The organism is Bradyrhizobium sp., from assembly GCF_052389815.1.
Classification (GTDB): domain Bacteria; phylum Pseudomonadota; class Alphaproteobacteria; order Rhizobiales; family Xanthobacteraceae; genus Bradyrhizobium.
This window is the reverse complement of the sequence record NZ_JBQTHN010000016.1, coordinates 64,167-87,873: the sequence shown is the minus strand read 5'-3', so window position 1 is coordinate 87,873 and position 23,707 is coordinate 64,167. Positions and strand designations below refer to the sequence as shown.

Sequence of the window (23,707 nt, the reverse complement as noted above, 5' to 3'; positions counted from 1 at the left end):
ATCCATTCGTTTCAGCCGGAGGTCAGCTCGCGCGGTGCACGCATGCTGCGCACGGCGCTTGGTCCCGCAATCGCACGGTTCCTGGAAGATCCGTCGATTGTTGAGGTGATGCTCAATCCGGATGGTCGGCTGTGGATCGATCGGCTGTCGAGCGGCTTGACCGACACTGGCGAAACCCTGTCCACCTCCGACGGGGAGCGGATCATTCGGTTGATTGCTCATCACGTTGGTGCCGAGGTTTATGCGGGCGCGCCGCGGGTCTCGGCCGAGCTGCCGGAGACCGGGGAGCGATTTGAAGGTTTGCTGCCGCCGGTGGTTGCCGCGCCAGTGTTTGCGATCCGCAAACCGGCCGTCGCAGTGTTCACGCTTGAGGATTACGTCGCGGCGGGGATCATGACCGCAGACCAGGCCGGCACATTGCGAGCCGCGGTCATGGCACGACAGAACATTCTGGTCGCCGGCGGTACATCAACCGGGAAGACGACGTTGACAAACGCGCTTCTTGCCGAAGTCGCCAAGACCAGCGATCGCGTCGTTCTCATCGAAGATACGCGCGAGCTTCAGTGCAAGGCGCCGAACCTGGTGGCGTTGCGCACCAAGGATGGCGTGGTGTCGCTTTCGGATCTTGTCCGCTCCTCGCTTCGCCTGCGGCCCGATCGCATTCCGATCGGCGAGGTCCGTGGGGCTGAAGCGCTCGACCTGCTCAAAGCCTGGGGGACGGGCCACCCAGGTGGAATCGGCACCATCCACGCCGGCACCGCACTCGGGGCGCTGCGCCGGCTTGAGCAGCTCATTCAGGAAGCTGTCGCCACCGTCCCGCGTGCGCTGATCGCCGAAACCATCAACGTGATTGCCGTGCTCGCCGGCCGCGGCGCTGAGCGACGCCTGAGTGAACTCGCTTGCGTCGCGGGTTTGGGGGCATCAGGCGACTACAGCCTTTCAGCAATTGGAGATCAATCATGAGCGCGCTGTCCTTTCTCGGGCGCGGCGTCCGTTCGGCCACGGCGATTGCAGCGTTCTGCTCGCTGAGCATTCGGGCCTGGGCCGCCGGCTCAAACATGCCTTGGGAGCAACCGCTCAACCAAATCCTGCAATCGGTTGAAGGACCGGTCGCCAAGATCATCGCGGTCATCATCATCATCGTGACCGGGCTCTCGCTCGCATTCGGCGACACGTCAGGTGGTTTCCGGCGGCTGATTCAGATCGTGTTTGGCCTGTCGATCGCCTTTGCCGCTTCGAGCTTCTTTCTGTCGTTCTTCTCGTTTGGCGGTGGGGTGATGATCTGATGGATGAGCAAATTTCAGGCTTTGTCGCGCCCGTGCACCGCGCGCTCACCGAGGCGATCCTGCTGGGCGGCGCACCGCGCTCGGTCGCCATCGTCAACGGCACATTGGCCGCCGCACTCGGCCTAGGGCTTCGCCTTTGGCTAGCCGGCCTTCTTCTCTGGTTCATCGGCCACATGGCGGCCGTTTGGGCCGCCAAGCGCGATCCTGACTTCGTCGAGGTCGTGCGCCGGCACGTTCGCATTCCTGGTCACCTCAGCACCTGAATTCTCCATGATGAACCTCGCCGAATATCGCCGTTCGAACACCCGCCTTGCCGACTTCCTGCCTTGGGCTGCGCTCGTCGATGAGGGGATCGTCCTCAACAAGGACGGCTCGTTTCAGCGGACAGCAAAGTTCAGAGGACCGGATCTCGACAGCGCCGTACCAGCTGAACTTGTCGCGGTCGTGGGGCGTCTGAACAACGCGTTCCGTCGTCTGGGCTCCGGTTGGGCGATATTCGTCGAGGCCCAGCGCCACTCGGCCGGAGCCTATCCCCCCGATACATTTCCGGATGTTGCGTCCGCGTTGGTCGACGCAGAGCGTAGGGCGCAGTTTGGAGAAGCCGGCGCTCATTTTGAATCGAGCTATTACCTGACCTTCCTCTATCTTCCGCCGGAGGAGGGCGCCGCCATGGCGGAGCAGCTGCTGTACGAGGGCAGCCATCGCACCCTAGGGGCAAATGCGCGCGAGGTGCTCAGCGGCTTTATCGATCGGACCAGTCGCGTCTTGCAGCTCGTCGAGGGCTTTATGCCGGAATGCGGCTGGCTCGATGACGAGGCAACGCTCACTTATCTTCACTCCACGATTTCAACCAAACGGCATCGCGTTCGCGTGCCCGAGATTCCGATGTATCTCGACGCGCTGCTTGCGGACCAGTCCCTGACCGGTGGTCTTGAACCGTTGCTGGGCGCGGCGCATCTTCGCGGTTTGACCGTAGTCGGATTTCCGACGGCGACCACGCCCGGAATTCTCGACGACCTCAACCGGTTGGCGTTCCCGTATCGCTGGTCAACCCGGGCGATCATGCTCGACAAAGCTGATGCGACCAAGCTGCTTACAAGAATTCGCCGCCAGTGGTTCGCCAAACGCAAGTCGATCGCGGCGATCCTGAAGGAGGTGATGACCAACGAAGCTTCAAGTCTTCTCGATACTGATGCGCAAAACAAGGCGATCGATGCTGATGCCGCGCTGCAGGAATTGGGCTCGGATCAGATCGGCCAGGCCTTCGTTACAGCCACGGTCACGGTCTGGGATCGGGATCCGCAGGCGGCCGATGAAAAACTGCGGCTGGTCGAAAAGGTGATCCAGGGCCGGGACTTCACCTGCATGGTGGAGACCGTCAATGCTGTCGAAGCCTGGCTCGGTAGCCTGCCGGGACACGTCTATGCCAACGTCCGCCAGCCGCCGATCTCGACCTTGAACCTCGCCCATATGATTCCGCTGTCGGCGGTATGGGCCGGAGAGGCGAGAGACCATCACTTGAAGGCGCCTCCGCTGTTCTTTGGTAAGACGGAAGGTTCGACCCCGTTCCGGTTTTCGCTGCATGCCGGTGACGTCGGACACACCCTTGTCATTGGCCCGACCGGCGCCGGCAAGTCGGTGCTGCTGGCGCTGATGGCGCTGCAGTTCCGCCGCTATCCCGACGCGCAAATCTTTGCCTTCGACTTCGGCGGGTCGATCCGTGCTGCCGCGATTGCCATGGGCGGCGACTGGCATGACCTCGGCGGTTCCGTCGCAGGAGAATCCTCCGAGTTTGTCGCTCTCCAGCCGCTCGCGGGCATTGATGACGTCTCGGAGCGGGGCTGGGCAGCCGAATGGATCGCTTCGATCCTGGTTCGCGAACGGATCGAGGTGACGCCAGAGACCAAGGACCACGTTTGGTCAGCGCTAAACTCGCTTGCGTCGGCGCCGATCGAGGAGCGTACCCTTACAGGGCTCGCCGTTCTTCTGCAATCCAATGCGTTGAAGCGGGCGTTGCAACCCTATTGCCTCGGGGGTCCGTATGACCGGTTGCTCGATGCCGAACACGAGCGGCTGGGGGATTCGTCAGTCCAGGTTTTCGAGACCGATGGATTGATCGGGACAACCGTCGCGCCACCAGTTCTTTCCTATCTGTTTCACCGGATTGAGCATCGCTTTGACGGCCGTCCAACCCTGCTCCTCATCGACGAGGGCTGGCTTGCGCTTGATAATGCCGATTTTGCCGGCAAGCTCCGCGAGTGGCTGAAGACGCTTCGCAAGAAGAACGCCTCCGTCATCTTCGCCACCCAATCACTGGCCGACATTGACGGCTCGGCAATTGCACCGGCCATCATCGAGAGCTGCCCGACCCGAATTTTCCTGCCGAACGATCGCGCTATTGAGCCGCAGATCACGGCCATCTACCGGCGCTTTGGCCTCAATGACCGCCAGATCGAGATCCTCGCCCGCGCGACGCCCAAGCGGGACTACTATTGCCAGTCCCGCCGGGGAAATCGGCTGTTCGAGCTTGGGCTTGGCGAAGTCGCGCTCGCGTTTACCGCGGCTTCGTTGAAGGCGGATCAGGCTCTGATTGAGCGGGTACTAGCCGAACACGGAAGCGAGGGTTTCGTCGCCGGCTGGCTTAGGGCACGCGACATTGGATGGGCTTGCGATCTCATTCCGCAGCTCGCCAAGGACGGAGGCTTCTGATGAGTCGTCTCCGTACGCTCTTGACAGCGAGTTTCATTGCAATTGTCGCTGCTCAAGCGCCTGGGCAGGCCGTGGCGCAGTTGGTCGTCTTCGATCCCAACAATTACGCGCAGAATCTACTGACGGCGGCGCGCGCACTGCAGCAGATCAACAACCAGATCACCTCGCTACAAAACGAAGCGCAGATGCTGGTCAATCAGGCCAAGAACCTGGCAAGCCTGCCGTACTCATCCTTGCAGCAGCTTGAGCAGTCGATCCAGCGCACGCAACAGCTTCTCTCTCAGGCGCAGCGGATTGCCTACGACGTCCAGCAGATCGATCGCGCGTTCTCCACCACCTACGCGCCGGCCTCTGCGAACATGCCTGACCAGACCCTTACCGCCAACGCACAAACACGCTGGCAGAACGCGGTGGCGGGTCTGCAAGACGCCATGCGGGTGCAGGCAACCGTCGTCGGCAATCTAGAAACCAACCGGACCCAGATGTCGGCTTTGGTGACAGCGAGCCAAGGCGCAGCAGGCGCGCTGCAGGCAAGTCAGGCCGGCAATCAGCTTCTGGCGCTTCAGGCACAGCAGATTGCCGATCTCACCGCCGCCGTCGCCGCACAAGGGCGAGCGCAAAACTTGGAGGCCGCTCAAAGAGCGGCGGCCCAGGACCAGGGTAGGGAGCAGCTGCGGCGTTTCCTGACCCGAGGTCGTTATCAACCGACAACCGTGCAGATGTTCCACTGATGATGACCAACAGACTTGAGCGGCTCCCGAGGGTCGCTGCCGTCTTCATTGCTGTCCTGGTCGTCGCTGCCTGCGCAATCCGCCTGCGCGACGACGAAAGTCACACCGAACCTCGCAGGTCCCTTACTCCGAAGTCCGACTCGACGGCGGCAAAGCTCGAGCAATGTCGTACCGTCAGTTCCGACGAGCGAGACGCTCTTCTCGAATGCAAAAAGATCTGGGCCGAGACGCGTCGTCAGTTCTTCGGTCAGAACGGGTCCTCAACACATCCGGAGGCGAATGCGCGACCTTCATCTCCAGTGCCGCCTAAGGACGAAAGCCGCCTCACATCGGGCTATCCATTCTTGCCAGCGCAAAGCGAGTGACCAATGGGTGGTACCGGCGTCATCGACCAGTTCTTGGAAACTTTCACTCGCTATATCGATTCCGGGTTCGGGTTACTAGGAGGCGACGTCGGATATCTCGCCACCACGCTCGCGGTGATCGATCTTACGCTGGCAGGCCTGTTCTGGTCCTGGGGCACAGACGAGGACATCATCGCCCGCCTCGTCAAGAAGACGCTGTTTGTTGGCGTCTTTGCCTACCTGATCGGCAATTGGAATAGCCTCGCCCGCATTGTCTTCGAGAGTTTTGCGAGCTTGGGGCTGAAGGCCTCGGGCACGAGCCTTTCGTCAGCAGACTTTCTGCGGCCGGGCCGTATCGCGCAAGTCGGACTCGACGCCGGTCGCCCAATCCTTGAGTCGATTTCGGGGCTGATGGGCTATGTCAGTTTTTTCGAAAATTTCGTCCAGATCGCGGTCCTGCTGTTTGCCTGGATCGTGGTGCTGCTCGCCTTCTTCATTCTGGCCATTCAGCTCTTTGTCACCTTAGTCGAATTTAAGCTGACGACGCTCGCCGGCTTTGTGTTGATCCCGTTCGGCCTGTTTGGAAAGACCGCCTTTGCCGCAGAACGCGTGCTCGGCAACGTGATCTCCTCCGGCGTTAAGGTTCTAGTGCTTGCCGTCATTGTCGGCATTGGGTCGACCTTGTTTGCGCAGTTCACGGCCGGGTTCGGCGGCAACCAGCCGACGATCGAGAACGCGATGGCGCTGGTACTGGGCGCTCTTGCCTTGTTGGGCCTGGGTATCTTCGGACCCGGTATCGCCAACGGTATCGTCTCCGGAGGCCCGCAGCTTGGTGCCGGCGCAGCCGTTGGCACAGGGCTGGCTGCCGGCGGCGTGGTCGCGGCAGGAGCGGGTCTCGCGGCCAGCGGCGCTGGACTGGCCGGCAGCGCAGCCTCCGGTGCCGGTGGCGCCTCCAGCGCGCTCCGGGCCGGTAGCTTATCCGGTACTGCTAAGGCGAGCGCTTCCGCTCCCGCAAGTCCCTTGCGCTCAGCCGCCGCTCGTATGGCTGGAAGCGGCCGTGGCGGCGATGTCGATGATCCTTCTTCAACGTCATCCGAAGGCACGCCCTCTTGGGTTCGTCGCATGAAGCGGGCGCAGACCATCAGTCATGGAGCGTCAGCCGCAACGCAAGCGGTCCGTTCAGGCGATCACGGCGGGAGCGGCGGATCTGTCGATCTCTCGCAGAAGGACCAATGACGCTCGATTTCTCGCACTCCGTTCTCAGTCCTGTCTTGAGGTCAAAGCATGTTCAAACGATCGGCCGTTCACTATGGCCGCGCGCCGGAGCCGGTAACTCCCTATCAACGAGCCGCCCAGGTTTGGGATGACCGCATCGGGTCGGCCCGCGTTCAGGCCAGGAACTGGCGACTGATGGCCTTTGGCTGTCTGGCCCTCGCCGCGGGATTCGCCGGAGCTCTAGTTTGGCAGTCAGCCCAAGGGACCGTCACGCCGTGGGTTGTTGAAGTTGACCGGCTAGGCGAGGCAAGAAGTGTCGCTCCTGCTAACGTGGCTTATCAACCCTCCGATCCGCAGATTACCTTTCACCTCGCCAGGTTCATCGAACATGTGCGTGGCCTGCCGATGGACGCCATTGTCCTGCGCCAGGATTGGTTGCGTGCCTATGACTTCACGACGGACCGCGGCGCGGCTGCGCTCAATGACTATGCGCGCAACAACAATCCCTTCGACAAGATCGGCAAGACACAGGTCGCTGTCGAAGTCTCGAGCGTTATTCGGGCGTCTCCCGACAGCTTTCGGATCGCCTGGATCGAACGCCGGTACGAGAACGGTCAGCTTGCCGTGACCGAACGGTGGACCGCAATTCTTACCATCATCGTGGAAACGCCGCGCGATCTCGATCGGCTGCGCAAGAATCCACTCGGCATCTACGTCAATGCGATCAACTGGTCGAAGGAGCTGGGATAGCCATGCCATCAAGTCTCGTTGCTGCGCTACAGAGGATTCAGCCGCGCCTGCCTCTGGGTCTTCTGATCTGTTTGTCAGCGCTCGGAGGCTGTACCGCGTTCAAGCCTCCCCAGATCAGCTATGACAGCGAAGTACCGTCACTTCCCGAACTGTCGGCGCTTGCCGACGATCGTCCGCGACCGTTGCATGTCCCACCGGTATGGAAGGCGGCACGCGGCGGCAAGAAGGGGGAGGCGAAGGAGCCGATCGAGCGAATTGAAAGCGCGAACGATGCCGCTCGTGTCGAGCCTCGCAAAACCGGCTACTTCAATGCCGTGCAGGTGTTCTCGTATAGTCCGGGTGCCCTTTATCAAGTCTATGCCGCGCCGGGACAGATCACGGACATTGCGCTTGAGCCCGGTGAACAACTCATCGGCTCGGGACCAGTCTCCGCAGGAGATACCGTGCGCTGGGTAGTTGGCGATACCGAGAGTGGCAGCGGCGACACCCGCCGTGTCCACATCATGGTCAAGCCGACACGCCCCGCGATCGAGACCAATCTTGTCATCAACACCGATCGGCGGACCTACCTGATTGAGCTGCGCTCCCGTGAAAAACCGTATATGCCGTCGGTTGCATGGTTCTACCCGGAAGATCGCGCCGTGCTTGGTCGAGCTCTGCCACCGACGCCGATCATTCCGGATCAAGCGCAGCGTTTGTATCGCTACGCCATTGAGGGAGACAATCCACCATGGCGTCCCGTCAACGCGTATGACGACGGCCGCAAGGTCTACATCGAATTCTCGCCTGGCATCGGCCAGGGCGAGATGCCGCCGCTCTTCGTCATGGGAGCTGAGGGTAGTACCGAGCTCGTCAACTACCGGGCCTACCGGAACGTGTTGATCGTGGATCGGCTGTTCGCCGCCGCTGAATTGAGATTGGGAGGCGAGAACCAACAGAAGGTGCGAATTGTTCGAAGCGATGGGAGGTCGATGTGACCGGTACCGATCAGGCGAACCCGTCATCCAACGAAGCTTCTCGGCCACAGCAACCCGAAAAGATCGCCGAAACTCTACGGCTGCGACCCGATCAGCCGCAGGTCACGCGTCTGTCACGTAAGGTGCTTGCGGGCGTCACCGCTTTGGCTTTCTCCATCATCTGTGGCGCGGTGTTGTGGTCTTTGCAGGACAGGTCAAAGCAGGGTCCGGCTCGAGAAGAACTCCACTCGACCGATCGCCACAACGTTGCTGATGAGCTCAAGAGCCTGCCGAAGGATTATGCCGGAATTTCCCAAGACGTGCCGCGTCTTGGACCACCTTTGCCCGGCGATCTCGGCCGTCCCATTGTTGCGGCACAGAGGTCATCGACTAGCTCGCTGGCCATCGATGCCGAACAGCAGCGCGTCAATCAGGAAACCGAGGCGGCGCGCATCAGCAAGGTGTTTGCCAACACCGCCATCCGCCCACCGGCCGCCGGATCAGCGTCCAACGAGACGCCTTCAAACGGGACGATGTCCTCAGACGAGTCATTTACCCAAAATGGCCAGGACCGAAAACTCGCCTTCGTCAATGCACCTATCGATCGGCGGACAACAAGCCCCGATCGCTTGGTGAGGCCAGCATCCCCCTTTGTTGTCCAAGCGGGGACTATCATTCCGGCGGCTCTCATCACTGGGATCCGGTCAGATCTGCCGGGCAAGATCACGGCGCAAGTGACTGAAAATGTCTACGACACTCCTACCGGGCGAGCCCGGCTGATCCCGCAAGGCGCGCGACTGATCGGGGCCTATGACAGCCAGGTAGCATTTGGGCAGTCCCGCGTCCTCCTCGTCTGGACTCGTCTCATCATGCCGAATGGACGTTCAATCGTATTGGAGCGTCAGCCCGGCGCTGATGCCGCGGGATATTCCGGTCTTGAAGATCAGGTCGATAACCACTGGAAAGAGTTACTCGGAGCAGCAGCGCTATCCACTCTACTCGCCGTCGGCACTGAGGTGAATTCGGGCGCAGACGTTAACGATACGAACGGCGCTATTATTCAGGCGTTACGACGCGGCGCGGGGAATTCCCTCAATCAAACAGGCCAACAGCTGGTTCGCCGCAATCTCAACGTCCAGCCAACGTTAACGGTCCGTCCGGGATTCCCAGTCCGGGTCATCATCAACCGCGATTTGGTGCTCGAGCCCTACAAAGGATAGAATGACGATGGCTAAGCTCAAGCTCGGAGCAATCGAAGACGACAAACCGATCAAGGTGACCCACGAATTGCCGGCAGCTGTCCACCGGGATCTCGTCACTTATGCCGAAATTCTCGCACTCGAGACCGGCCAATCGATCACTGATCCAACAAAGCTTATCGCGCCCATGTTGGCGCGATTCATGGCAGCGGACAGAAGTTTCTTGAAAGTTCGCCGAGCGCGTCATGTCGCCAAGCCAGGCGAAAGATAGCGCTCGGAGAGCATCTTCAGGAAGGCGTTCAAGGCGGGGTTTTCATTGTCCGCTCGCCAATAGGCCGAATAGTCGAACCGGCTTGGCCCCGTGCCATCGCGCAGCTCCCGGTAGACCAATCCGGCAAAATTGGCCTCCATGTCAGATTCGAGCACCAGGCTGATGCCTCGCTTCATGCTGATCAGGCTCTTGATAATGCCGCAACTAACGTCGTGGCGCTCGATCTTCGGACGATCCTCAGGCAAGACTAGCTTCGAGCCTAGAAGATCTTCAAATTCCCGTCCAGGATCGTAATGGCTTAGCAGCACGGTCTCGCCGCGGAGGTCGGTCCAGTAGACAGTTTCGCGCGCAGTAAGAGGATGATCCTCGGGGAGAACCACTAGAACACGCTCGCTCCACAACAACATAGTCTTGCTGTCCAATGGTGGCTGGCTTCCTGTTACAATGACGATATCGAGCACGCCACTGCGAAGTGCCGTTGCCAGGCGCGTCCGTGATCGCTCGACGGTCGCAAGGTCGATTTGCGGGAAACGCTGCTTGAGGTCGAGTAATGTGGCTTTCAGGTTTCCAGCCGAAAGTGACGTACAAAAGCCGATGGCCAGCCGCCCTGTCTCGCTGCGTTGTAAGGACTTGGCCGTAGCTACAAGCGCGTCAAATTCTTCAAGAATAGCTCTTGCCAGGCGAAGAACGCTGCGGCCTGCGCGCGTGGGCTTCACACCTCCGCTTGATCGCTCGAAAATCGTAATGCCAAGGCCATGTTCAATCTGGCGAATTGATCTGCTGAGAGTCGACTGTTGCAATCTCAGCAGTTCCGCGGCCTGACGGAAGCTGCCACACTCGGCGGCAGCGACGGCCGATCGCAGGTGTTTCAACTCGAGAGCTTTGCTGCCGCGCAGGGAGTGACCTGGTCCTTTGAAATTGCTCATTTGGAAAAACTTGCTGCGCAATATGCGGCAATGTGTCTATTCATGCGTCACAATCCGAAACCTTAAGCGGCCGCTCGCATCACTGGAGCCCACAGCACCGGGCATGAGATGCGGCCCGCGCTCCGGATGCGCACCAGGGCATCAGTCGACACCTCCAGGTAACCCGCGACCGCAATAGTGTTTCCGAGGGGACGAGGCTTTCCGATTGGACGAAGGGGCCACCCGGCGCGTCGAAGAATACGTTCCATGCGGGTGTCGGTAACCGTCACGATTTCGGCTAGCCGAATAGACAAACCGAACTCGATCATGCCTGCAAAGAGCTCGTAGGTAGCGGCAGCAAGTCCGCCTGCCGCTTTCGGTGCATCTGGATGAAGATCAAGAGCGAATCGGCTGCTTTCCCACACGTGATCGCTTCGTGGTGCCGGCTGCCCCCCCAGAAGAATTGGAAAAGTGTCTCGAAGCATGGTTGGTCCCATGGACGGGAGAAGCCGGACGCACCCCTGAATTTGACCATCAGTCGACCTATGCAGTAGATGAACTGGTCGAAGGACATCAAACTCGTCTACCTCCATGTCGCCACTGACCTGAACATCCCAATCCAGACGCTGTTTGAAGACGCGATAGCGCAGCCGGTGCATCTCAGCTAAATCGTCGATGAATTCGCCGTAGTGTTCCGGCGCTATGAGTTGCAACATTATTGCCTCCCTGCTCTGTATTGGCAGTGAAAGCAAACAAAATGCCTCGATGCACCCTGTGCACCTGCACAGCGTGCTTGCGGGAAATTGCCGATTATCGTCGATATCTTGACTCAGCTAGCCGAACGACTGCCTGACGAACCGTGCGAACGCCGAGTTTTGCTCGGGCATTGTCCAGATGAAAGGCGGCGGTTCGTCGAGAGATGCCTAGAATGCTCCCGATTTCCCAAGCCGATTTGCCACGAGAAGACCATTCAAGACATTCAAATTCGCGCGGTGAAAGGCGGATTCCGTCAACGCTGTGGTCATTGCGCAACACGCTGCGGACGTGCGCATGAAAATACAATGCAATCAATTGAAGTGCACGTTCGTTGGAATCTATGCACTTGTTGAACGTAGAGCTTCGTTGATCGGAGGCAAAGGTCAGGGCAGCAACTGGGCCGCGACCATCGTGAATCGGAACCGTGAAACCAGATCGAATCCCAAATTGAGACGCTTCTTCAAACAGTTCATGTTGGGCTGGAGAGAGGTACGTCGTGGATACGCCCTGTCCCCACCGAAAGGGGGCCCCAGTTTGCAACGCCTGCAAGATTACAGGGTCGAGACGCTCGTAACTATTCCGTACATAGTGTGCAACCCAGTTGGGAGGATATGTCGAGATTACAAGTGGCTCTTTGGTTAGCGCGAGATATGCGAAGCAAGGCAAGTCTAGCGCGGTCGCAGTGACTGTTATCGCTTCCAAAAACGCGTGGCGATCACTAGCGACCGACAGCAGATCAATAAATCTCTGAAACTCGCGATGCATGTGTTCGACCAGTTGCTAGGTTGGCATCGCAGCGCGAAGAGATCGCAGTTGCTTCCCGACATCGGAACGATCGCAATTTCTAACGCGCACTTTGACACCGGAAAAATGGTCCGGTCCTGCTCAGTGGAGACAGCCGTTTCGCCTAGTGCCATCCTTTGCTGCGAACCAAAATCGGCACCGCCCGCGAATAAAACCTTCCTGGCCGTCGACCTCGCTGGCAGACAGCCCGCCCAAAAGCGCGTGAATCGTAGCTAAGAATATTCGCCGGTTGATCATGCATCTCTCCCAGCCACCTCGTTTTCGGCGATTTACATGCCGAGATAGGCTCGCCTCACGTCGTCGCTTCCCAGTAGTTCTCGCCCCGATCCCGACTTCACTATTCGTCCAGTCTCCACGACATAGCCGAAATCGGCCATCGCCAGAGCGGCTCGAGCATTCTGTTCCACCAAGAGAATAGTCATTCCCTGTTCGCGCAGACGGTCGATCACCTGCAATATCTCGGCAACGAAGAGCGGCGCCAGACCAAGAGACGGCTCATCCAGTAACAATAACTGTGGTTCGCCCATCAGTGCTCTCCCGATCGCCAGCATCTGCTGCTGACCACCGGAAAGCGTCCCCGCGAGCAATCTCCGCTTCTCCTTCAGCACGGGAAAGAGCAGATAGACCTGCTCCATTCGCTCGGACAGTTGCGCGTTCCGACGACGATAGGCGCCGAGAAGAAGATTGTCTTCGACCGACATTGGCCCGAACACCTGGCGCCCCTCGGGCGCCTGACAAATGCCCAGCGAAACGCGGGCGTGGGAGGAGACGCGCGAGATATCCTGCCCGCCAAACATCACTGTGCCTTCGCTTGCGGGATGAACCCCGGACAGCACACGCAGCAACGTCGTCTTACCGGCGCCGTTGGCACCAACCAGCGAAACAAGCTGCCCTTTGTCCACTGAAAGCGCCAGCCCATGCAGGACCTCTATCGGACCATATCGAGCTTTCAGCCTCCTCACTTCGAGAAGCCCCTTTGCCAGCGAGTCGGCCGCGGATTGCTCAGGGATATGACTCATGCGGCTGCGCCCAGATATGCACTGACAACTTGAGGATCTACCCTTACTTCGTCCGGACTTCCTTCTGCCAGCTTCCTTCCGTAATCGAGAACTAAGATCCGTGTGGAAACCTGCATGACGAGCTTCATGTCATGTTCCACCAACACGACCGTAACGCCCGTCTCGGTTATCTGTTGAATCAGAGCGCGTATCTCATCGGTTTCAACGTGATTAAGGTCGGCTGCCGGCTCGTCGAGTAGGAGGAGTTTTGGCTTTCCCGCCAACGCGCGAGCAAAGGCTGTCCCAGTTAGACCTTCCTTATCGAACAATCAGAGCAGCACGGACGTCGTTGACAATTGCGGGTAACGTCCAAAAGGGTCCTCAAATCCATAAAAGGAGCCCGGGACCCGTCATCGGACCCCGGGCAGTCTAGGGAGGGCGCGCTTCGGCGCTTGCTGCCATTTACTGACGCCTTCGCGTCAGACCGCCGACAACGAGCGGGATCACGGGAAATCAAGCGATAGCCTGTGTGATGAAAGGCAAGGGTTCAGACTGTTCCTGCCATTGAGGAGAGAACATTGGGTCACTTCCCCGCAATCAACTCTGCAGCTTTCTCCGCCATGGCCATGATCGGCAGATTGGTGTTTCCGCTGATCACGGTTGGCATAAGCGAACCGTCGATAACGCGTAGATTATCGATGCCCCGAACCCGAAGCTTGCTATCGACTACGGCGTCGCGATCCTCACCCATGCGACATGTTCCGACCGGGTGGTAGATCGTTTCTGCGCGGGCTCGTATCCACTTCTTGCGGGATTCCGCGCTGGTAAACGGATCGATATCGAGTTTGCGCTTAATCTGCTTTAGGAGCGCCGGCTGATCGATGATCTCGCACATCTGCCGAACGCCTTCCTGCATACTGACGAAATCACTTTCATCGGATAGAAAGCGGGGGTCGATCGCCGGCGCAACGAAGGGATCGGCCGATCGCAGGCGCAGCGTTCCACGACTCTTCGGGCGAAGCTGACATACACGAATGGCAAAGCCGTGTGGGACGCGCTCGCCCGGCGGCGGGTTTCGAAGCGCGACGATGAGATGAGCCTGCCACTCGGGCCACGATGAGGTTTTATCGGGCCCCCAGAAGGCTCCGGCTTCGACGCCCTGCGAGGTGCCGGGCCCTGTTCCTCGGAGCATATATTGTGCGCCAGCCAAGGCACCTCTGATCAATCCAATGTACGGCGTCAGTGTGATCGGCTGCGACGCCTCCAATCGAATCGCACAATCCAAATGATCTTGCAGATTGCTTCCAACGCCGGCGGAATCGAGCACCGGCTTGATGCCGAGTGAACGGAGGTGATCGGCCGGTCCAATTCCTGACAGCATCAGTAATTGCGGCGAACCAATGGCCCCGGAAGTCAGCAAGACTTCTCGTTCGGCCGAAACGGTGACCTCACGCCCGTTGTGGTCAATGACAACACCCCGAACGCGCGTGCCTTCGACCGCGAGGCGCCGAACCTGAGTGTTGGCCATGATGGTCAGATTGCTTCGTCCTTTCCCCTGGTCGAGAAACTTGAAAGCACCTGAACGCTTGCCGTCTGAAATCGTAAGTTCGTAGAAGCCTGCGCCCATCTGAGACGGACCATTGAAGCCGTTGTTCTCGGGGAGGCCTGCCGACTTGGCGCTCTCAATAAATGCCTTCGAGATTGGATGCTGCAATACGCCATAAGAAAGTCGGATCGGACCCGAATAACCTCGGTCCTGATCGGGCTGGGACGTTACCTGGGCGGCGTCCTCGATTTTTCTAAGGTAGGGGCGGAGGTTTTCGTACCCCCACCCACGACAGCCTTGCGCTTCCCATGAGTCGTAATCCTGAGGATTTCCCCGGATCGCAATCATGGAGTTGATGGCGGACGACCCTCCCACCACCTTGCCACGGGGAATATAGATCTTGCGATTGTTGAGTTCGGTCTGCGGTTCGGTCCAAAATTGCCAGTTATGCTTCGGACTCGTGTAGAGCACGCGAATGCCCGCCGGCATGTGAACGAAGATTGAAGAAGAGGGACGTCCGGCCTCGAGCAGCAACACCTTGACGTTGGGATCTTCGCTCAATCGAGCGGCGAGCACGCATCCTGCCGATCCTGCGCCGACAACGATATAATCGTATTTCGAGAGCTTCATCCTCCGTCCCCTATTTCAAAAGCCGACGATCGGTTCGTTTTTGCGACCAGTTTCGCCAAGGTCAGGCCTTCCCGACTTGCAAAAGCCATCGCCAAACTATAATTGGTCCTACCAATAAGGTCGATCCAATTATAGCGACGAAGGCCTGGTAGTCAACGGAGAGCTCGTCTCATGTTTCAATACCGGAGGATCGTGGCCGCGTTCCTGCTCCTCGGCGCAGGGCTCGCCGTTTTGCTGCTCGCTCCTGCCAAACCTGCCATCCAGCCGGACCAAGAGACGATTCGACGAGTGATATGGGCTCTTGGCCCCTAGCCGACTTCGGGACGTCCGATATCGATGATCCGTCGCTCACTTAGATCTTGGATGGCCGCCGAGTCGTACTTCAGTATCGACTTGAGGATGTTTGCAGTATCCTCGCCTCGCCGCGGCGGTCCTTTGGCATATTCGATCTTCGTTCCGGAAAACTTTATCGGATTGGCGACGAGAGGGGCTGTTGTTCCGGAAGAATGAGGAAGATTGACCTGCATCTCCCGATGGATAACCTGAGGGTGAGCGAACACCTGATCCAGCCGGTTGATCGGTGCGCAAGGCACGCCCACGGGCTCCAGAATGGAAATCCAATGCTGGGTCGCCTGCTGTATCAGATGCGCATCGAGCAGGGGGATGAGTTGATCACGATTCTTAAGCCGATCGGTGTTAGTGACGAAACGGCTATCGGTTGCCAGGCCGCTTAAACCAGTAGCTGCACAGAACTTCCGGAATTGCTGATCATTACCAACGGCGAGCACGAAGGAACCGTCGCTGGTTCTGAAGACCTGATATGGAACGATGTTTGGATGCGCGTTGCCGAACCGTTTCGGCGGCGTGCCGGTCGTGAGGAAATTCAAATTTTGGTTGGCGAGAACCGCGACCTGGACGTCCAGCAGTGCCATGTCGATATGCTGTCCTTCTCCGGTGCGTTCGCGATGCAGTAATGCGGAGATGACGCCGGCGGCGCTATACATGCCAGTGAGAATATCGACGATCGGAACCCCGACCTTCTGGGGACCCCCGCCTGGCTTGTCGTCACTCTCTCCGGTAATGCTCATCAGGCCGCCGATGGCCTGAATGGCCATATCGTATCCTGCGACGTCCTTCATCGGGCCGGTCTGGCCATAGCCGGTGATGGAACAGTAAATGATGTCAGGCTTGACGCTTTTAAGCGCCTCGTAGTCGAGGCCGTAACGCGCCATGTCGCCGACCTTGTAGTTCTCGATCACGAGATCGGCTTGCTGGGCAAGTGCGCGCACAATGGCGCTACCCTCGTCAGTCGATATATCGACGCATATCGAATGCTTGCCGCGATTGGCGCTCAGGAAATACGCGCTTTCGGTCGTATCAATTCCACCGTCTTTCCGCAGAAAGGGCGGGCCCCACTGCCGCGTATCGTCGCCGGTGCCAGGGCGTTCGATCTTCCAAACCTCGGCTCCTAGATCAGACAGCAACTGCGCTAACCAAGGCCCCGCGAGGATTCTCGAAAGATCCAGCACTCGATAACCTGCCAACGGTCCAGCCATCACGCTTCCTTGAAGTCTGCGGTCAAATAGCCGCGCGCCGTGCGGGGCCGCACTAACTATATGTGGAACGACCAGATTGGTCAAACCAAATGAAATGCCGATCGCGGTTGATGGGCAGCGTGATTGCCGGTCGCGTCGAAGAGTCGCGCATGATTGCGGGATTGGAGCTGCTTGACACCGCGCATCACGCGACATACGGTCCAGCCAAATTGGTTTAGCCAATTAATGAAAATACCGGGAAGAACGTGAAGGTCTGGCTGTATGGCGCGAGTAACTCTTCAGAATGTCGCGAAATCCTTTGGAGGAGATCGAGGGCCGTGGGCCGTTCAGGACTTTTCGTTGGATATTGCCGATGGCGAACTGGTCGTGTTCGTCGGCCCGTCCGGCTGCGGCAAGTCCACGACGTTGCGAATGCTCGCCGGTCTAGATGACGTCACATCCGGCAAGATTCTGATCGACGGAAGGGACGTCACCGCGCTTCCGCCGAAAGATCGCAACATTGCGATGGTTTTTCAGAACTACGCTCTCTATCCACAGAAGACGGTCTTCGAAAACATGGCCTTCGGCCTTCGGGTCCGTAGGACGCCACAGCATGAGATCGATCGTCGGGTGCGCAGCGCGGCATCAAGTCTCGGATTGGAGGCCCTGCTGGAGCGCAAGCCACGCCAATTGTCGGGTGGTCAGATGCAGCGCGTAGCGCTTGGTCGCGCGTTAGTCAGAGATCCCGACGTATTCCTCCTCGACGAACCCCTCTCGAACCTTGATGCGAAGCTGCGGGTCCGGACGCGCGAGGAGATTGCGACGCTACACGCCCGATTGGGCGCGACGATGATATTTGTTACCCACGATCAGGTCGAGGCCATGACGCTCGGCGATCGTATCGTGATCATGCGTGACGGATTCATCCAACAGGCGGGCAGTCCGCTTGACCTTTATGATCGGCCCGCGAACGCCTTCGTGGCGACTTTCATCGGGTCTCCAGAGATGAACCTGATTGATGGCGGGTTGATGCGCGACGGGGGCGCGCTCGTAATGCGCTCCGGCGGTTTGAGCGTCAACTTGCCTGCCCAGTCATTCTCCGGAGCGGAAAGGGATGTCACGCTTGGCATTAGGCCCGAGCACATCGAGCGCGCGGAAACCTCCACGGCTTTTGAGCTGGTAGTCGGCTTGGTCGAGCAAATCGGCGCGCAAACCTATGTGCTGGGTAAGATCGATGGCAACAAAATCCGCGCGGTATTTGCTCGGGACGATGCGCTGAGGGCGGGCGACCGAATTTTTGTGAATTTGTCTCAAGAGAAGTTGCACCTGTTCTCGCGCGAGAGCGGCAAGACACTGAGGCGGACCTCGACGAAAGGCGAAAATGGCAACGGGAGAGAACTTCATGGACAAGCTCAGCTTAGGCGCGCCGAGCTCCAAGGCTAACGTGAGCGACATCGATCGGCGGCGTTTTCTCAAAACGACGGCTGGTGCAGCAGCTGGCATCGCGGGCTCACTTTCCGCGCCCTATGTCAACGCACAGTCCGGGGTAACGCTTCGCATTTTGAACGCTGAAACGACTGCTGCGAGCCAATCGGCCTTGCGCGATGCGTGCAATGAATACGAGAGCAAGTTCGGCGTAAAAATCGTCGTCGACTCGACGCCGATTAGTGGTGGTTATGCGAAGTCGATGGCGGCCATCAATGCTGGCGCTCCTTACGATATCGCCACGGCGGGATACATTGCGCACATCTTGCAATACGCGATGGCGGGTCACATCGTGCCGTTGACGGATCTTGTCAAAAAATATTCGTGGGGGAAGCAGGGAACCTGGTCATATAAGGGAGAAAATTGGTTCTATCCCTATGACTACAATTTGGTGACGGTTTTCTACAGAAAAGATCTGTATCAGGAGAAGGGCCTGAAGGTTCCCAACACATGGGCCGAGTTCCTTGAGAATTGCCGGGCGCTGACTGTCGCGAAGGATGGCAACATAGAGCGAGGGGGGTGCGTCATACCGCTCGCGAGTGACAGTGCCACCAACTGGGCGAGCTTCGGCAACTTGTTTGCAGACGCGCCGAAGTTTTATGACGACAAGTGGAACGTCGTTCTCGATGCGCCGGAGAATGCCGGACCGACCGGCCGTTTTCTCGATCTATATGCCGATCTTTATAAAACGATGCCGGCTGGCATGAACACGGTCAGCTATGCTGAGCTGATGAGTCTGTTCGCGACAGGAAAGGTTGCGCATACCGTCTATTCGGGCCGCGTAGTCGAGGCGCTGGAAGCTCGCAATCCGGACCTCGCAAACAAGTATGGCATTTTCGCTTCTCCAGACAGTGCTGGTAAGCAGAACGCACTGTCCTTCGCCTTCGATGGCTTTATTCTTTACAAGACTAAGCAGACTGAGGCGGCCTTTAAGTTTCTACAATGGTTTATTGACGAGCACTATATTCGCTGGCTGCACTCCGCCTGGATGAATTTCCAACCGGCGCGATTGGACATTTACGAAGATCCGCGGTGGAAAAATCATCCGATGATTCAGAAGCATTGGGCGACGATGGAGCAGATGAAGTCGTTCATTGATGAAGACAGCAAGACGGTTCTTAACTCAATAGATATGACGGGTCCGTCGTTTGATCTGCGACCGTGCAAGGTCTTTGATGCGAACATTATGCCGGAGATGCTGCAAAATCGGGTTCTTAAGAACATGTCGTCAAGCGACTGCGTGAAAGCCGCCGCCGATCGAATCCGAAAAATTGGCTGAGCATCGGAACTGGTGAATAGAGGCCCGAGGTTATGCGACAGGACTGGCGAATCATCGGTTTGTTCATCGGGGGTGTACTGGTACTCGGTACAATTGTTGGCGGACCTCTCCTCTATTCGATAAAGCTCTCCTTCTACACAGCGGCGTCGTTCATCGACCCGCCGCAGTGGGTGGGACTTGGCAATTACGTGAAGGTTCTTAGTGAGCCGCTGTTCTGGGGCTCGCTGTTAAACGGTGTCACGATCGCCATCTCAGCGATCGTGCTGCAAGTCGTTCTCGGCGTCACCATTGCGCTCGTCCTCAATAGGCAGTTTGTGGGGCAGACTGTCGTGCGGGCGCTTTCAATCGTGCCGTATTTTCTTCCGACGGTCGTCGCCTGCCTCATCACGCAGTGGATTCTTGATCCCAACTACGGCCTTCTCAAGAGTGTCTTCGCGTCATTCGGATATGGGATGTTCGATTGGGGAGGTAATTCAACGAGCGCGAAGGCGACTATTGTCCTTGTTAGCGTTTGGATCTGGACGCCGTTTGTCGTGACCTGTGTTCTTGCCGGCCTTCAATCCATTCCGGGTCAACTGTATGAAGCGGCCCGGGTCGATGGAGCAGGGGTTATGAAGCAATTCTGGCATGTCACGCTGCCAGGATTGAGGTCAGTGTTGATCGTGGTCATCCTCCTGAGAGGGATCTGGATGTTCAACAAGTTCGACGTGATCTGGCTTCTAACGAAGGGCGGACCGCTCAACGAAACCGAGACGCTTCCCACGTTGGCCTACCGAAAAGCGTTTCTCGAGTTCGACTTGGGAGGGGGGGCCGCTGTCGCCACCATCTCGTTCTTGATGTTGGCGAGCATTATCTTGATTTACCTCAGGGTTTTTCCGATCGACGAGGCCAAGCAGGGACGATGACGATGTCGACTCAAAATCAAGCCCGCTCTGCTGCCGCTGTCGTCGTTGGTTCACGAGCGGTGCGGATGTTGCATAGCTCTAGCGGCTCAGGAAGAGAAATCTCAGACTCCACACCTTCAGTCTCGCACGGGAAAATGACGCGGTATTACGGCAAGTCGCCGAAGCAGATTGCCGGCCGCGTCGGTTTGTATGCCGCGGTTGCGCTAATCTGCATCTATTCCTTCTTCCCGATCTACTGGATGATCCTCTCCAGTCTGAGGTCGCCCGAAAAGCTATTCCTGGATTCATCCTTGGTTTTCTGGCCGCCCGATCTAAGCTCTTACAAGTCACTCTTGCAGCTTACGAATTATCCGGCGAATTTCGTTAATAGCGTCATGATGGCTATGGCTACGATTGCCGTGGCGACGACGCTGTCATCATTCATTGCTTATGGAGCGACGCGTTTGCGGTTTCGGGGCAAAACGACGTTGGTCGCGTCCATGCTGTTCGCCTACATGTTTCCGCCATTGATGTTGGTTATTCCGATGTCCGCCTTGTTCCGAATAGCTGGCTTAGCCGATAGCTTGTGGGGCCTGCTAATCGCTCACCTGGCGATTTCGCTGCCGCTGGCGGTGTGGCTGCTATGGGGCTTTTTCAAATCGATGCCGTTCGATCTGGAGGAAGCGGCAATGGTGGACGGCTGTTCCCAATTCGGCGCCTTCATCAAGGTGGTCCTTCCGCTTTCGGCCCCCGGCTTGATTACGGTCGGCATCTTCTCGTTTTTGCTGTCCTGGGCGGACTACGTATTCGCGCTCATCCTCATCATGAGTGATGATCGCAAGACATTGCCCGTGGGCTTGGCATCAATGCTTGGCGCGCAAGATCTGCGTTGGGGTGAGATACTCGCCGGCGCAACCCTTATTGCTCTGCCGTTGTTCGTTATCTTTATGTTCTGCTATCGATATTTCGTCGCAGGGCTGACGGCGGGTGCGCTCAAAGGTTAGGCACTGTTCGAGCGAAGCACGTCCTCGTGCTTCGCGCTAGACCGTGGGTATTTCGCGTAGAGATGGCGGACGGGGTGCCCGGCAAGACTAACGTTTTGTGACTTTGGTTTCCCCTAGAAGCGATTGCCATGCCTCCACTGTTCGCGAGAGGTGAGCGTTCATCTGTTGTTCGGCTAGGCCTACCCGCCGCTCTTCGATCGCTTCCAAGATGGTGCAATGGTCCTCGTAAGATTGTCGACCTCGATTTTGGTCGGCAAAGTAGACCTTCCGTCGATGCCTGGACAGTTCGTAGAACGATCTCGCCACGCGCAGCAAAATGTCGTTCTTGGTTGCAGAAAAAATCGCAAGATGGAACGCCTCGTCCTCGCGCTCTATGCTTTGCTTTTTAGATAGGCGCTTGTTGGTCTCTTCAAGTATGGCGGTGATCTCGCGAATGTTGTCCGCGGTCCTGCGTGTGCAGGCCAACCTGACCGCCTGCCCTTCGAGCATGCGCCGGACCTCCATGACGTCGGCGATTTCCTTGGCCTCGAATGGAACTCCGGATTCAGCATAAAGCACTAGAGCATCGATGCTGCTCTCTTCGATCTTTCGCAGATAGATTCCAGAATTTGGGCGCCGTTCTATCACTCGCATGGTTTCAAGTGCGGCCAGAGCCTCTCGAACCGCGCCGCGACTGGTGTCGAACTTTTCCGCAAAGTCGCGTTCTGATGGCAACCGTTCGGAGGGCTGATAGCGGCGCTCACGGATGAAGGAAAGGATCTTTCCGATGGCGTTCGAAGGAGCCTCAAGCTTGTCGGTTCGATTTCGCTCAGTCATCTAAAATATCCTGCCTGGTCCTGCCGAACACTTGATTTCGATTTCCTTGGTAGCTAATCATGGCCGACCAAATTGGTCGACCAGTACTTTGGAGGAATCTTGAGGATCTCGGTCGAATCCGCCCTGCTTCAATAGATATCAGGTTGAGGAAATTGAAGCATCTGAAACCCGCCAAATCCACCTAAAGAATTGATTTCCCGGCATGGATAGCTTTGAGACGGATCTGTTTGTCATAGGTGGCGGCTCGGGCGGCGTGCGCGCCGCGCGGATCGCCGCTGGCCATGGCGCCCGCGTCATGATCGCCGAGGAATATCGGATGGGCGGCACTTGCGTCATTCGCGGGTGCGTACCGAAGAAGCTATTCGCCTACGCCTCGCATTTCAGCCACGACATCGCGGATGCCGCGGGCTTGGGCTGGACCGTTCCGCCGGCGACGTTCGACTGGGCCACCCTGATCGCCAACAAAGACAAGGAGATCGCCCGGCTGGAAGCGGCCTACACCACCAACGTGGAGAAATCTGGCGTGCAGGTGATCAAGTCGCGCGCCGTGTTCGAGGACCCGCATACGCTGGTGCTCGACGGCGGCAGGAAGGTGCGCTCGAAGTATATCCTGATCGCCACGGGCGGCGCACCGAACCACGGCAAGGCCATTCCCGGCATCGAGCATGTCATCTCATCGAACGAAGCATTTCATCTACCCGAATTGCCGAAGCGTATCCTGATCCAGGGCGGTGGCTATATCGCGCTGGAGTTTGCGTGCATCTTCTCGGGCCTTGGTTCCCTCGTGACTGTGGTCTATCGCGGCGACAACATCCTGCGTGGCTTCGACGACGACGTCCGCGCCCATGTCCGCGATGAGATGGAGAAGAACGGCATTACCATCCTGACCGGTTGCACGGTCGACGGGATTGAGAAGCACGACGATCGGTACACATCGCACCTGTCGAATGGCTCCAGCATCGCGTCCGACAAGGTGATGTTCGCCATCGGCCGTCACCCCGCCGTCGCAAATCTCGGGCTGGAGAAAGCCGGCGTCGCCATCAACCCGGATAACGGAGGCATCGCCGTCAACGAAGCCTCGCAGAGCTCGGTGCCACATATCTATGCGGTCGGCGACGTCACCCATCGCTTCAATCTGACGCCGGTAGCGATCCGTGAGGGCCACGCCTTCGCCGATACGATTTTCGGCAAGCGGGCGGTCAAGGTCGATCACATCGATATTCCGACCGCCGTGTTCACGCAGCCCCAGGTCGGCACCGTGGGCGTCACCGAGGCGCAGGCGCGGGCGCAGTTCGCTATCGTTGATGTCTACAAGGCCGCGTTCCGCCCGTTGAAGGCGACGCTGTCCGGCAGCGAGTCGCGGGTGTTGATGAAACTGGTGGTTGACGCGGGGAGCGACCGCGTCGTGGGTTGCCATATCGTTGGATCGGACGCGGCCGAATTGGTTCAGGTCATCGCCATTGCCGTAAAGATGAAGGCTACCAAGGCGGACTTCGACGCCACTATGGCGCTGCACCCGACCTCCGCCGAGGAACTGGTGACTATGCGTACCCGCACTGCACGTTACGTGCGCGACGCGGCGGCTTAGAAAGCTCAATTTCGAT

The 23,707-nt window shown here is 58.3% G+C and carries 24 protein-coding genes; 16 read left to right on the top strand and 8 right to left on the bottom strand.

The window, feature by feature from the left end; genetic code table 11:
- Positions 1-42: 42 nt before the first annotated feature.
- Genes trbB through ACT4OC_RS04155 form a run of 11 tightly spaced genes read left to right on the top strand, consistent with a single transcriptional unit; the run spans position 43 to position 9,461 of the window.
- Complete coding sequence (trbB, locus tag ACT4OC_RS04205) at positions 43-963, top strand: P-type conjugative transfer ATPase TrbB (RefSeq protein WP_444837786.1); 921 nt, start codon at positions 43-45, stop codon at positions 961-963.
- Positions 960-1,286 carry a TrbC/VirB2 family protein gene (locus tag ACT4OC_RS04200; protein ID WP_444837713.1) on the top strand — a complete coding sequence of 109 codons (327 nt, stop codon included), beginning with the start codon at positions 960-962 and terminating at the stop codon, positions 1,284-1,286. Before trbB ends, ACT4OC_RS04200 begins: the two co-directional genes overlap by 4 nt.
- Entirely contained in the window at positions 1,286-1,549 is a 264-nt protein-coding gene (locus tag ACT4OC_RS04195; protein ID WP_061979567.1) for a VirB3 family type IV secretion system protein, read from the top strand. The genes ACT4OC_RS04200 and ACT4OC_RS04195 overlap by 1 nt, the downstream gene beginning before the upstream one ends.
- Before the next feature lie 7 nt (positions 1,550-1,556).
- Positions 1,557-3,995, top strand: a complete 2,439-nt coding sequence (gene trbE / locus ACT4OC_RS04190) for a conjugal transfer protein TrbE (RefSeq protein WP_444837712.1) — start codon at positions 1,557-1,559, stop codon at positions 3,993-3,995.
- The gene (gene trbJ / locus ACT4OC_RS04185) at positions 3,995-4,726 is read left to right on the top strand and encodes a P-type conjugative transfer protein TrbJ (protein ID WP_061979565.1); all 732 of its coding nucleotides are present in this window, start codon (positions 3,995-3,997) and stop codon (positions 4,724-4,726) included. Before trbE ends, trbJ begins: the two co-directional genes overlap by 1 nt.
- Positions 4,726-5,091, top strand: coding sequence for a putative entry exclusion protein TrbK-alt (gene trbK-alt / locus ACT4OC_RS04180; protein WP_329958365.1), 366 nt, complete (start codon positions 4,726-4,728; stop codon positions 5,089-5,091). Before trbJ ends, trbK-alt begins: the two co-directional genes overlap by 1 nt.
- A 3-nt stretch (positions 5,092-5,094) precedes the next feature.
- Complete coding sequence (gene trbL, locus ACT4OC_RS04175) at positions 5,095-6,306, top strand: P-type conjugative transfer protein TrbL (RefSeq protein WP_444837711.1); 1,212 nt, start codon at positions 5,095-5,097, stop codon at positions 6,304-6,306.
- Positions 6,307-6,354: 48 nt separating this feature from the next.
- Positions 6,355-7,035 (top strand): conjugal transfer protein TrbF, encoded by a 681-nt coding sequence (gene trbF, locus ACT4OC_RS04170; protein WP_061979562.1) that lies wholly within the window; start codon positions 6,355-6,357, stop codon positions 7,033-7,035.
- A 2-nt stretch (positions 7,036-7,037) separates the two neighbouring features.
- Positions 7,038-8,012 carry a P-type conjugative transfer protein TrbG gene (gene trbG, locus ACT4OC_RS04165; protein WP_444837710.1) on the top strand — a complete coding sequence of 325 codons (975 nt, stop codon included), beginning with the start codon at positions 7,038-7,040 and terminating at the stop codon, positions 8,010-8,012.
- Positions 8,009-9,211: a TrbI/VirB10 family protein gene (locus ACT4OC_RS04160; RefSeq protein WP_061979560.1), complete on the top strand. Its 1,203-nt coding sequence runs from the start codon at positions 8,009-8,011 to the stop codon at positions 9,209-9,211. The genes trbG and ACT4OC_RS04160 overlap by 4 nt, the downstream gene beginning before the upstream one ends.
- 7 nt (positions 9,212-9,218) lie before the next feature.
- Complete coding sequence (locus ACT4OC_RS04155; RefSeq protein WP_061979586.1) at positions 9,219-9,461, top strand: DUF2274 domain-containing protein; 243 nt, start codon at positions 9,219-9,221, stop codon at positions 9,459-9,461.
- Here ACT4OC_RS04155 and ACT4OC_RS04150 read toward each other — a convergent pair.
- The 7 genes from ACT4OC_RS04150 to ACT4OC_RS04120 form a co-directional block, all read right to left on the bottom strand.
- A complete protein-coding gene (locus tag ACT4OC_RS04150) occupies positions 9,434-10,387 on the bottom strand; it encodes a LysR family transcriptional regulator (RefSeq protein WP_061979559.1) in 954 nt (317 codons plus the stop codon). The genes ACT4OC_RS04155 and ACT4OC_RS04150 overlap by 28 nt on opposite strands.
- 62 nt (positions 10,388-10,449) lie before the next feature.
- On the bottom strand, positions 10,450-11,082 hold the full coding sequence (locus tag ACT4OC_RS04145) for an acyl-homoserine-lactone synthase (protein ID WP_061979585.1): 633 nt from the start codon (positions 11,080-11,082) through the stop codon (positions 10,450-10,452).
- Between the two features lie 94 nt (positions 11,083-11,176).
- Entirely contained in the window at positions 11,177-11,887 is a 711-nt protein-coding gene (locus ACT4OC_RS04140) for a helix-turn-helix transcriptional regulator (RefSeq protein WP_211377800.1), read from the bottom strand.
- 308 nt (positions 11,888-12,195) lie between these two features.
- The gene (locus ACT4OC_RS04135; protein ID WP_211377801.1) at positions 12,196-12,945 is read right to left on the bottom strand and encodes an ABC transporter ATP-binding protein; all 750 of its coding nucleotides are present in this window, start codon (positions 12,943-12,945) and stop codon (positions 12,196-12,198) included.
- Positions 12,942-13,061 carry a hypothetical protein gene (locus ACT4OC_RS04130; protein WP_329958366.1) on the bottom strand — a complete coding sequence of 40 codons (120 nt, stop codon included), beginning with the start codon at positions 13,059-13,061 and terminating at the stop codon, positions 12,942-12,944. Before ACT4OC_RS04130 ends, ACT4OC_RS04135 begins: the two co-directional genes overlap by 4 nt.
- 446 nt (positions 13,062-13,507) lie before the next feature.
- Complete coding sequence (locus tag ACT4OC_RS04125) at positions 13,508-15,100, bottom strand: GMC family oxidoreductase (protein WP_061979557.1); 1,593 nt, start codon at positions 15,098-15,100, stop codon at positions 13,508-13,510.
- A 308-nt stretch (positions 15,101-15,408) separates the two neighbouring features.
- Entirely contained in the window at positions 15,409-16,656 is a 1,248-nt protein-coding gene (locus ACT4OC_RS04120) for a CaiB/BaiF CoA transferase family protein (protein ID WP_061979556.1), read from the bottom strand.
- Positions 16,657-16,917: 261 nt separating this feature from the next.
- On the opposite strand from ACT4OC_RS04120, the gene ACT4OC_RS04115 reads away from it, so the two are divergent.
- From ACT4OC_RS04115 to ACT4OC_RS04100, 4 genes are all read left to right on the top strand, one after another.
- Positions 16,918-18,078, top strand: a complete 1,161-nt coding sequence (locus ACT4OC_RS04115; protein WP_211377803.1) for an ABC transporter ATP-binding protein — start codon at positions 16,918-16,920, stop codon at positions 18,076-18,078.
- Positions 18,038-19,399, top strand: coding sequence for an ABC transporter substrate-binding protein (locus tag ACT4OC_RS04110; RefSeq protein WP_211377804.1), 1,362 nt, complete (start codon positions 18,038-18,040; stop codon positions 19,397-19,399). Before ACT4OC_RS04115 ends, ACT4OC_RS04110 begins: the two co-directional genes overlap by 41 nt.
- 32 nt (positions 19,400-19,431) lie before the next feature.
- Positions 19,432-20,304, top strand: a complete 873-nt coding sequence (locus tag ACT4OC_RS04105) for a carbohydrate ABC transporter permease (protein WP_211377805.1) — start codon at positions 19,432-19,434, stop codon at positions 20,302-20,304.
- Positions 20,305-20,438: 134 nt separating this feature from the next.
- Positions 20,439-21,287 (top strand): carbohydrate ABC transporter permease, encoded by an 849-nt coding sequence (locus tag ACT4OC_RS04100; protein ID WP_152343749.1) that lies wholly within the window; start codon positions 20,439-20,441, stop codon positions 21,285-21,287.
- 87 nt (positions 21,288-21,374) lie between these two features.
- Here ACT4OC_RS04100 and ACT4OC_RS04095 read toward each other — a convergent pair whose 3' ends face one another.
- Positions 21,375-22,103: a FadR/GntR family transcriptional regulator gene (locus ACT4OC_RS04095; RefSeq protein ID WP_061979553.1), complete on the bottom strand. Its 729-nt coding sequence runs from the start codon at positions 22,101-22,103 to the stop codon at positions 21,375-21,377.
- Between the two features lie 202 nt (positions 22,104-22,305).
- Between ACT4OC_RS04095 and gor the strand changes: the two genes are divergently transcribed.
- Positions 22,306-23,691 carry a glutathione-disulfide reductase gene (gene gor, locus ACT4OC_RS04090; protein ID WP_061979552.1) on the top strand — a complete coding sequence of 462 codons (1,386 nt, stop codon included), beginning with the start codon at positions 22,306-22,308 and terminating at the stop codon, positions 23,689-23,691.
- Positions 23,692-23,707: the final 16 nt, after the last annotated feature.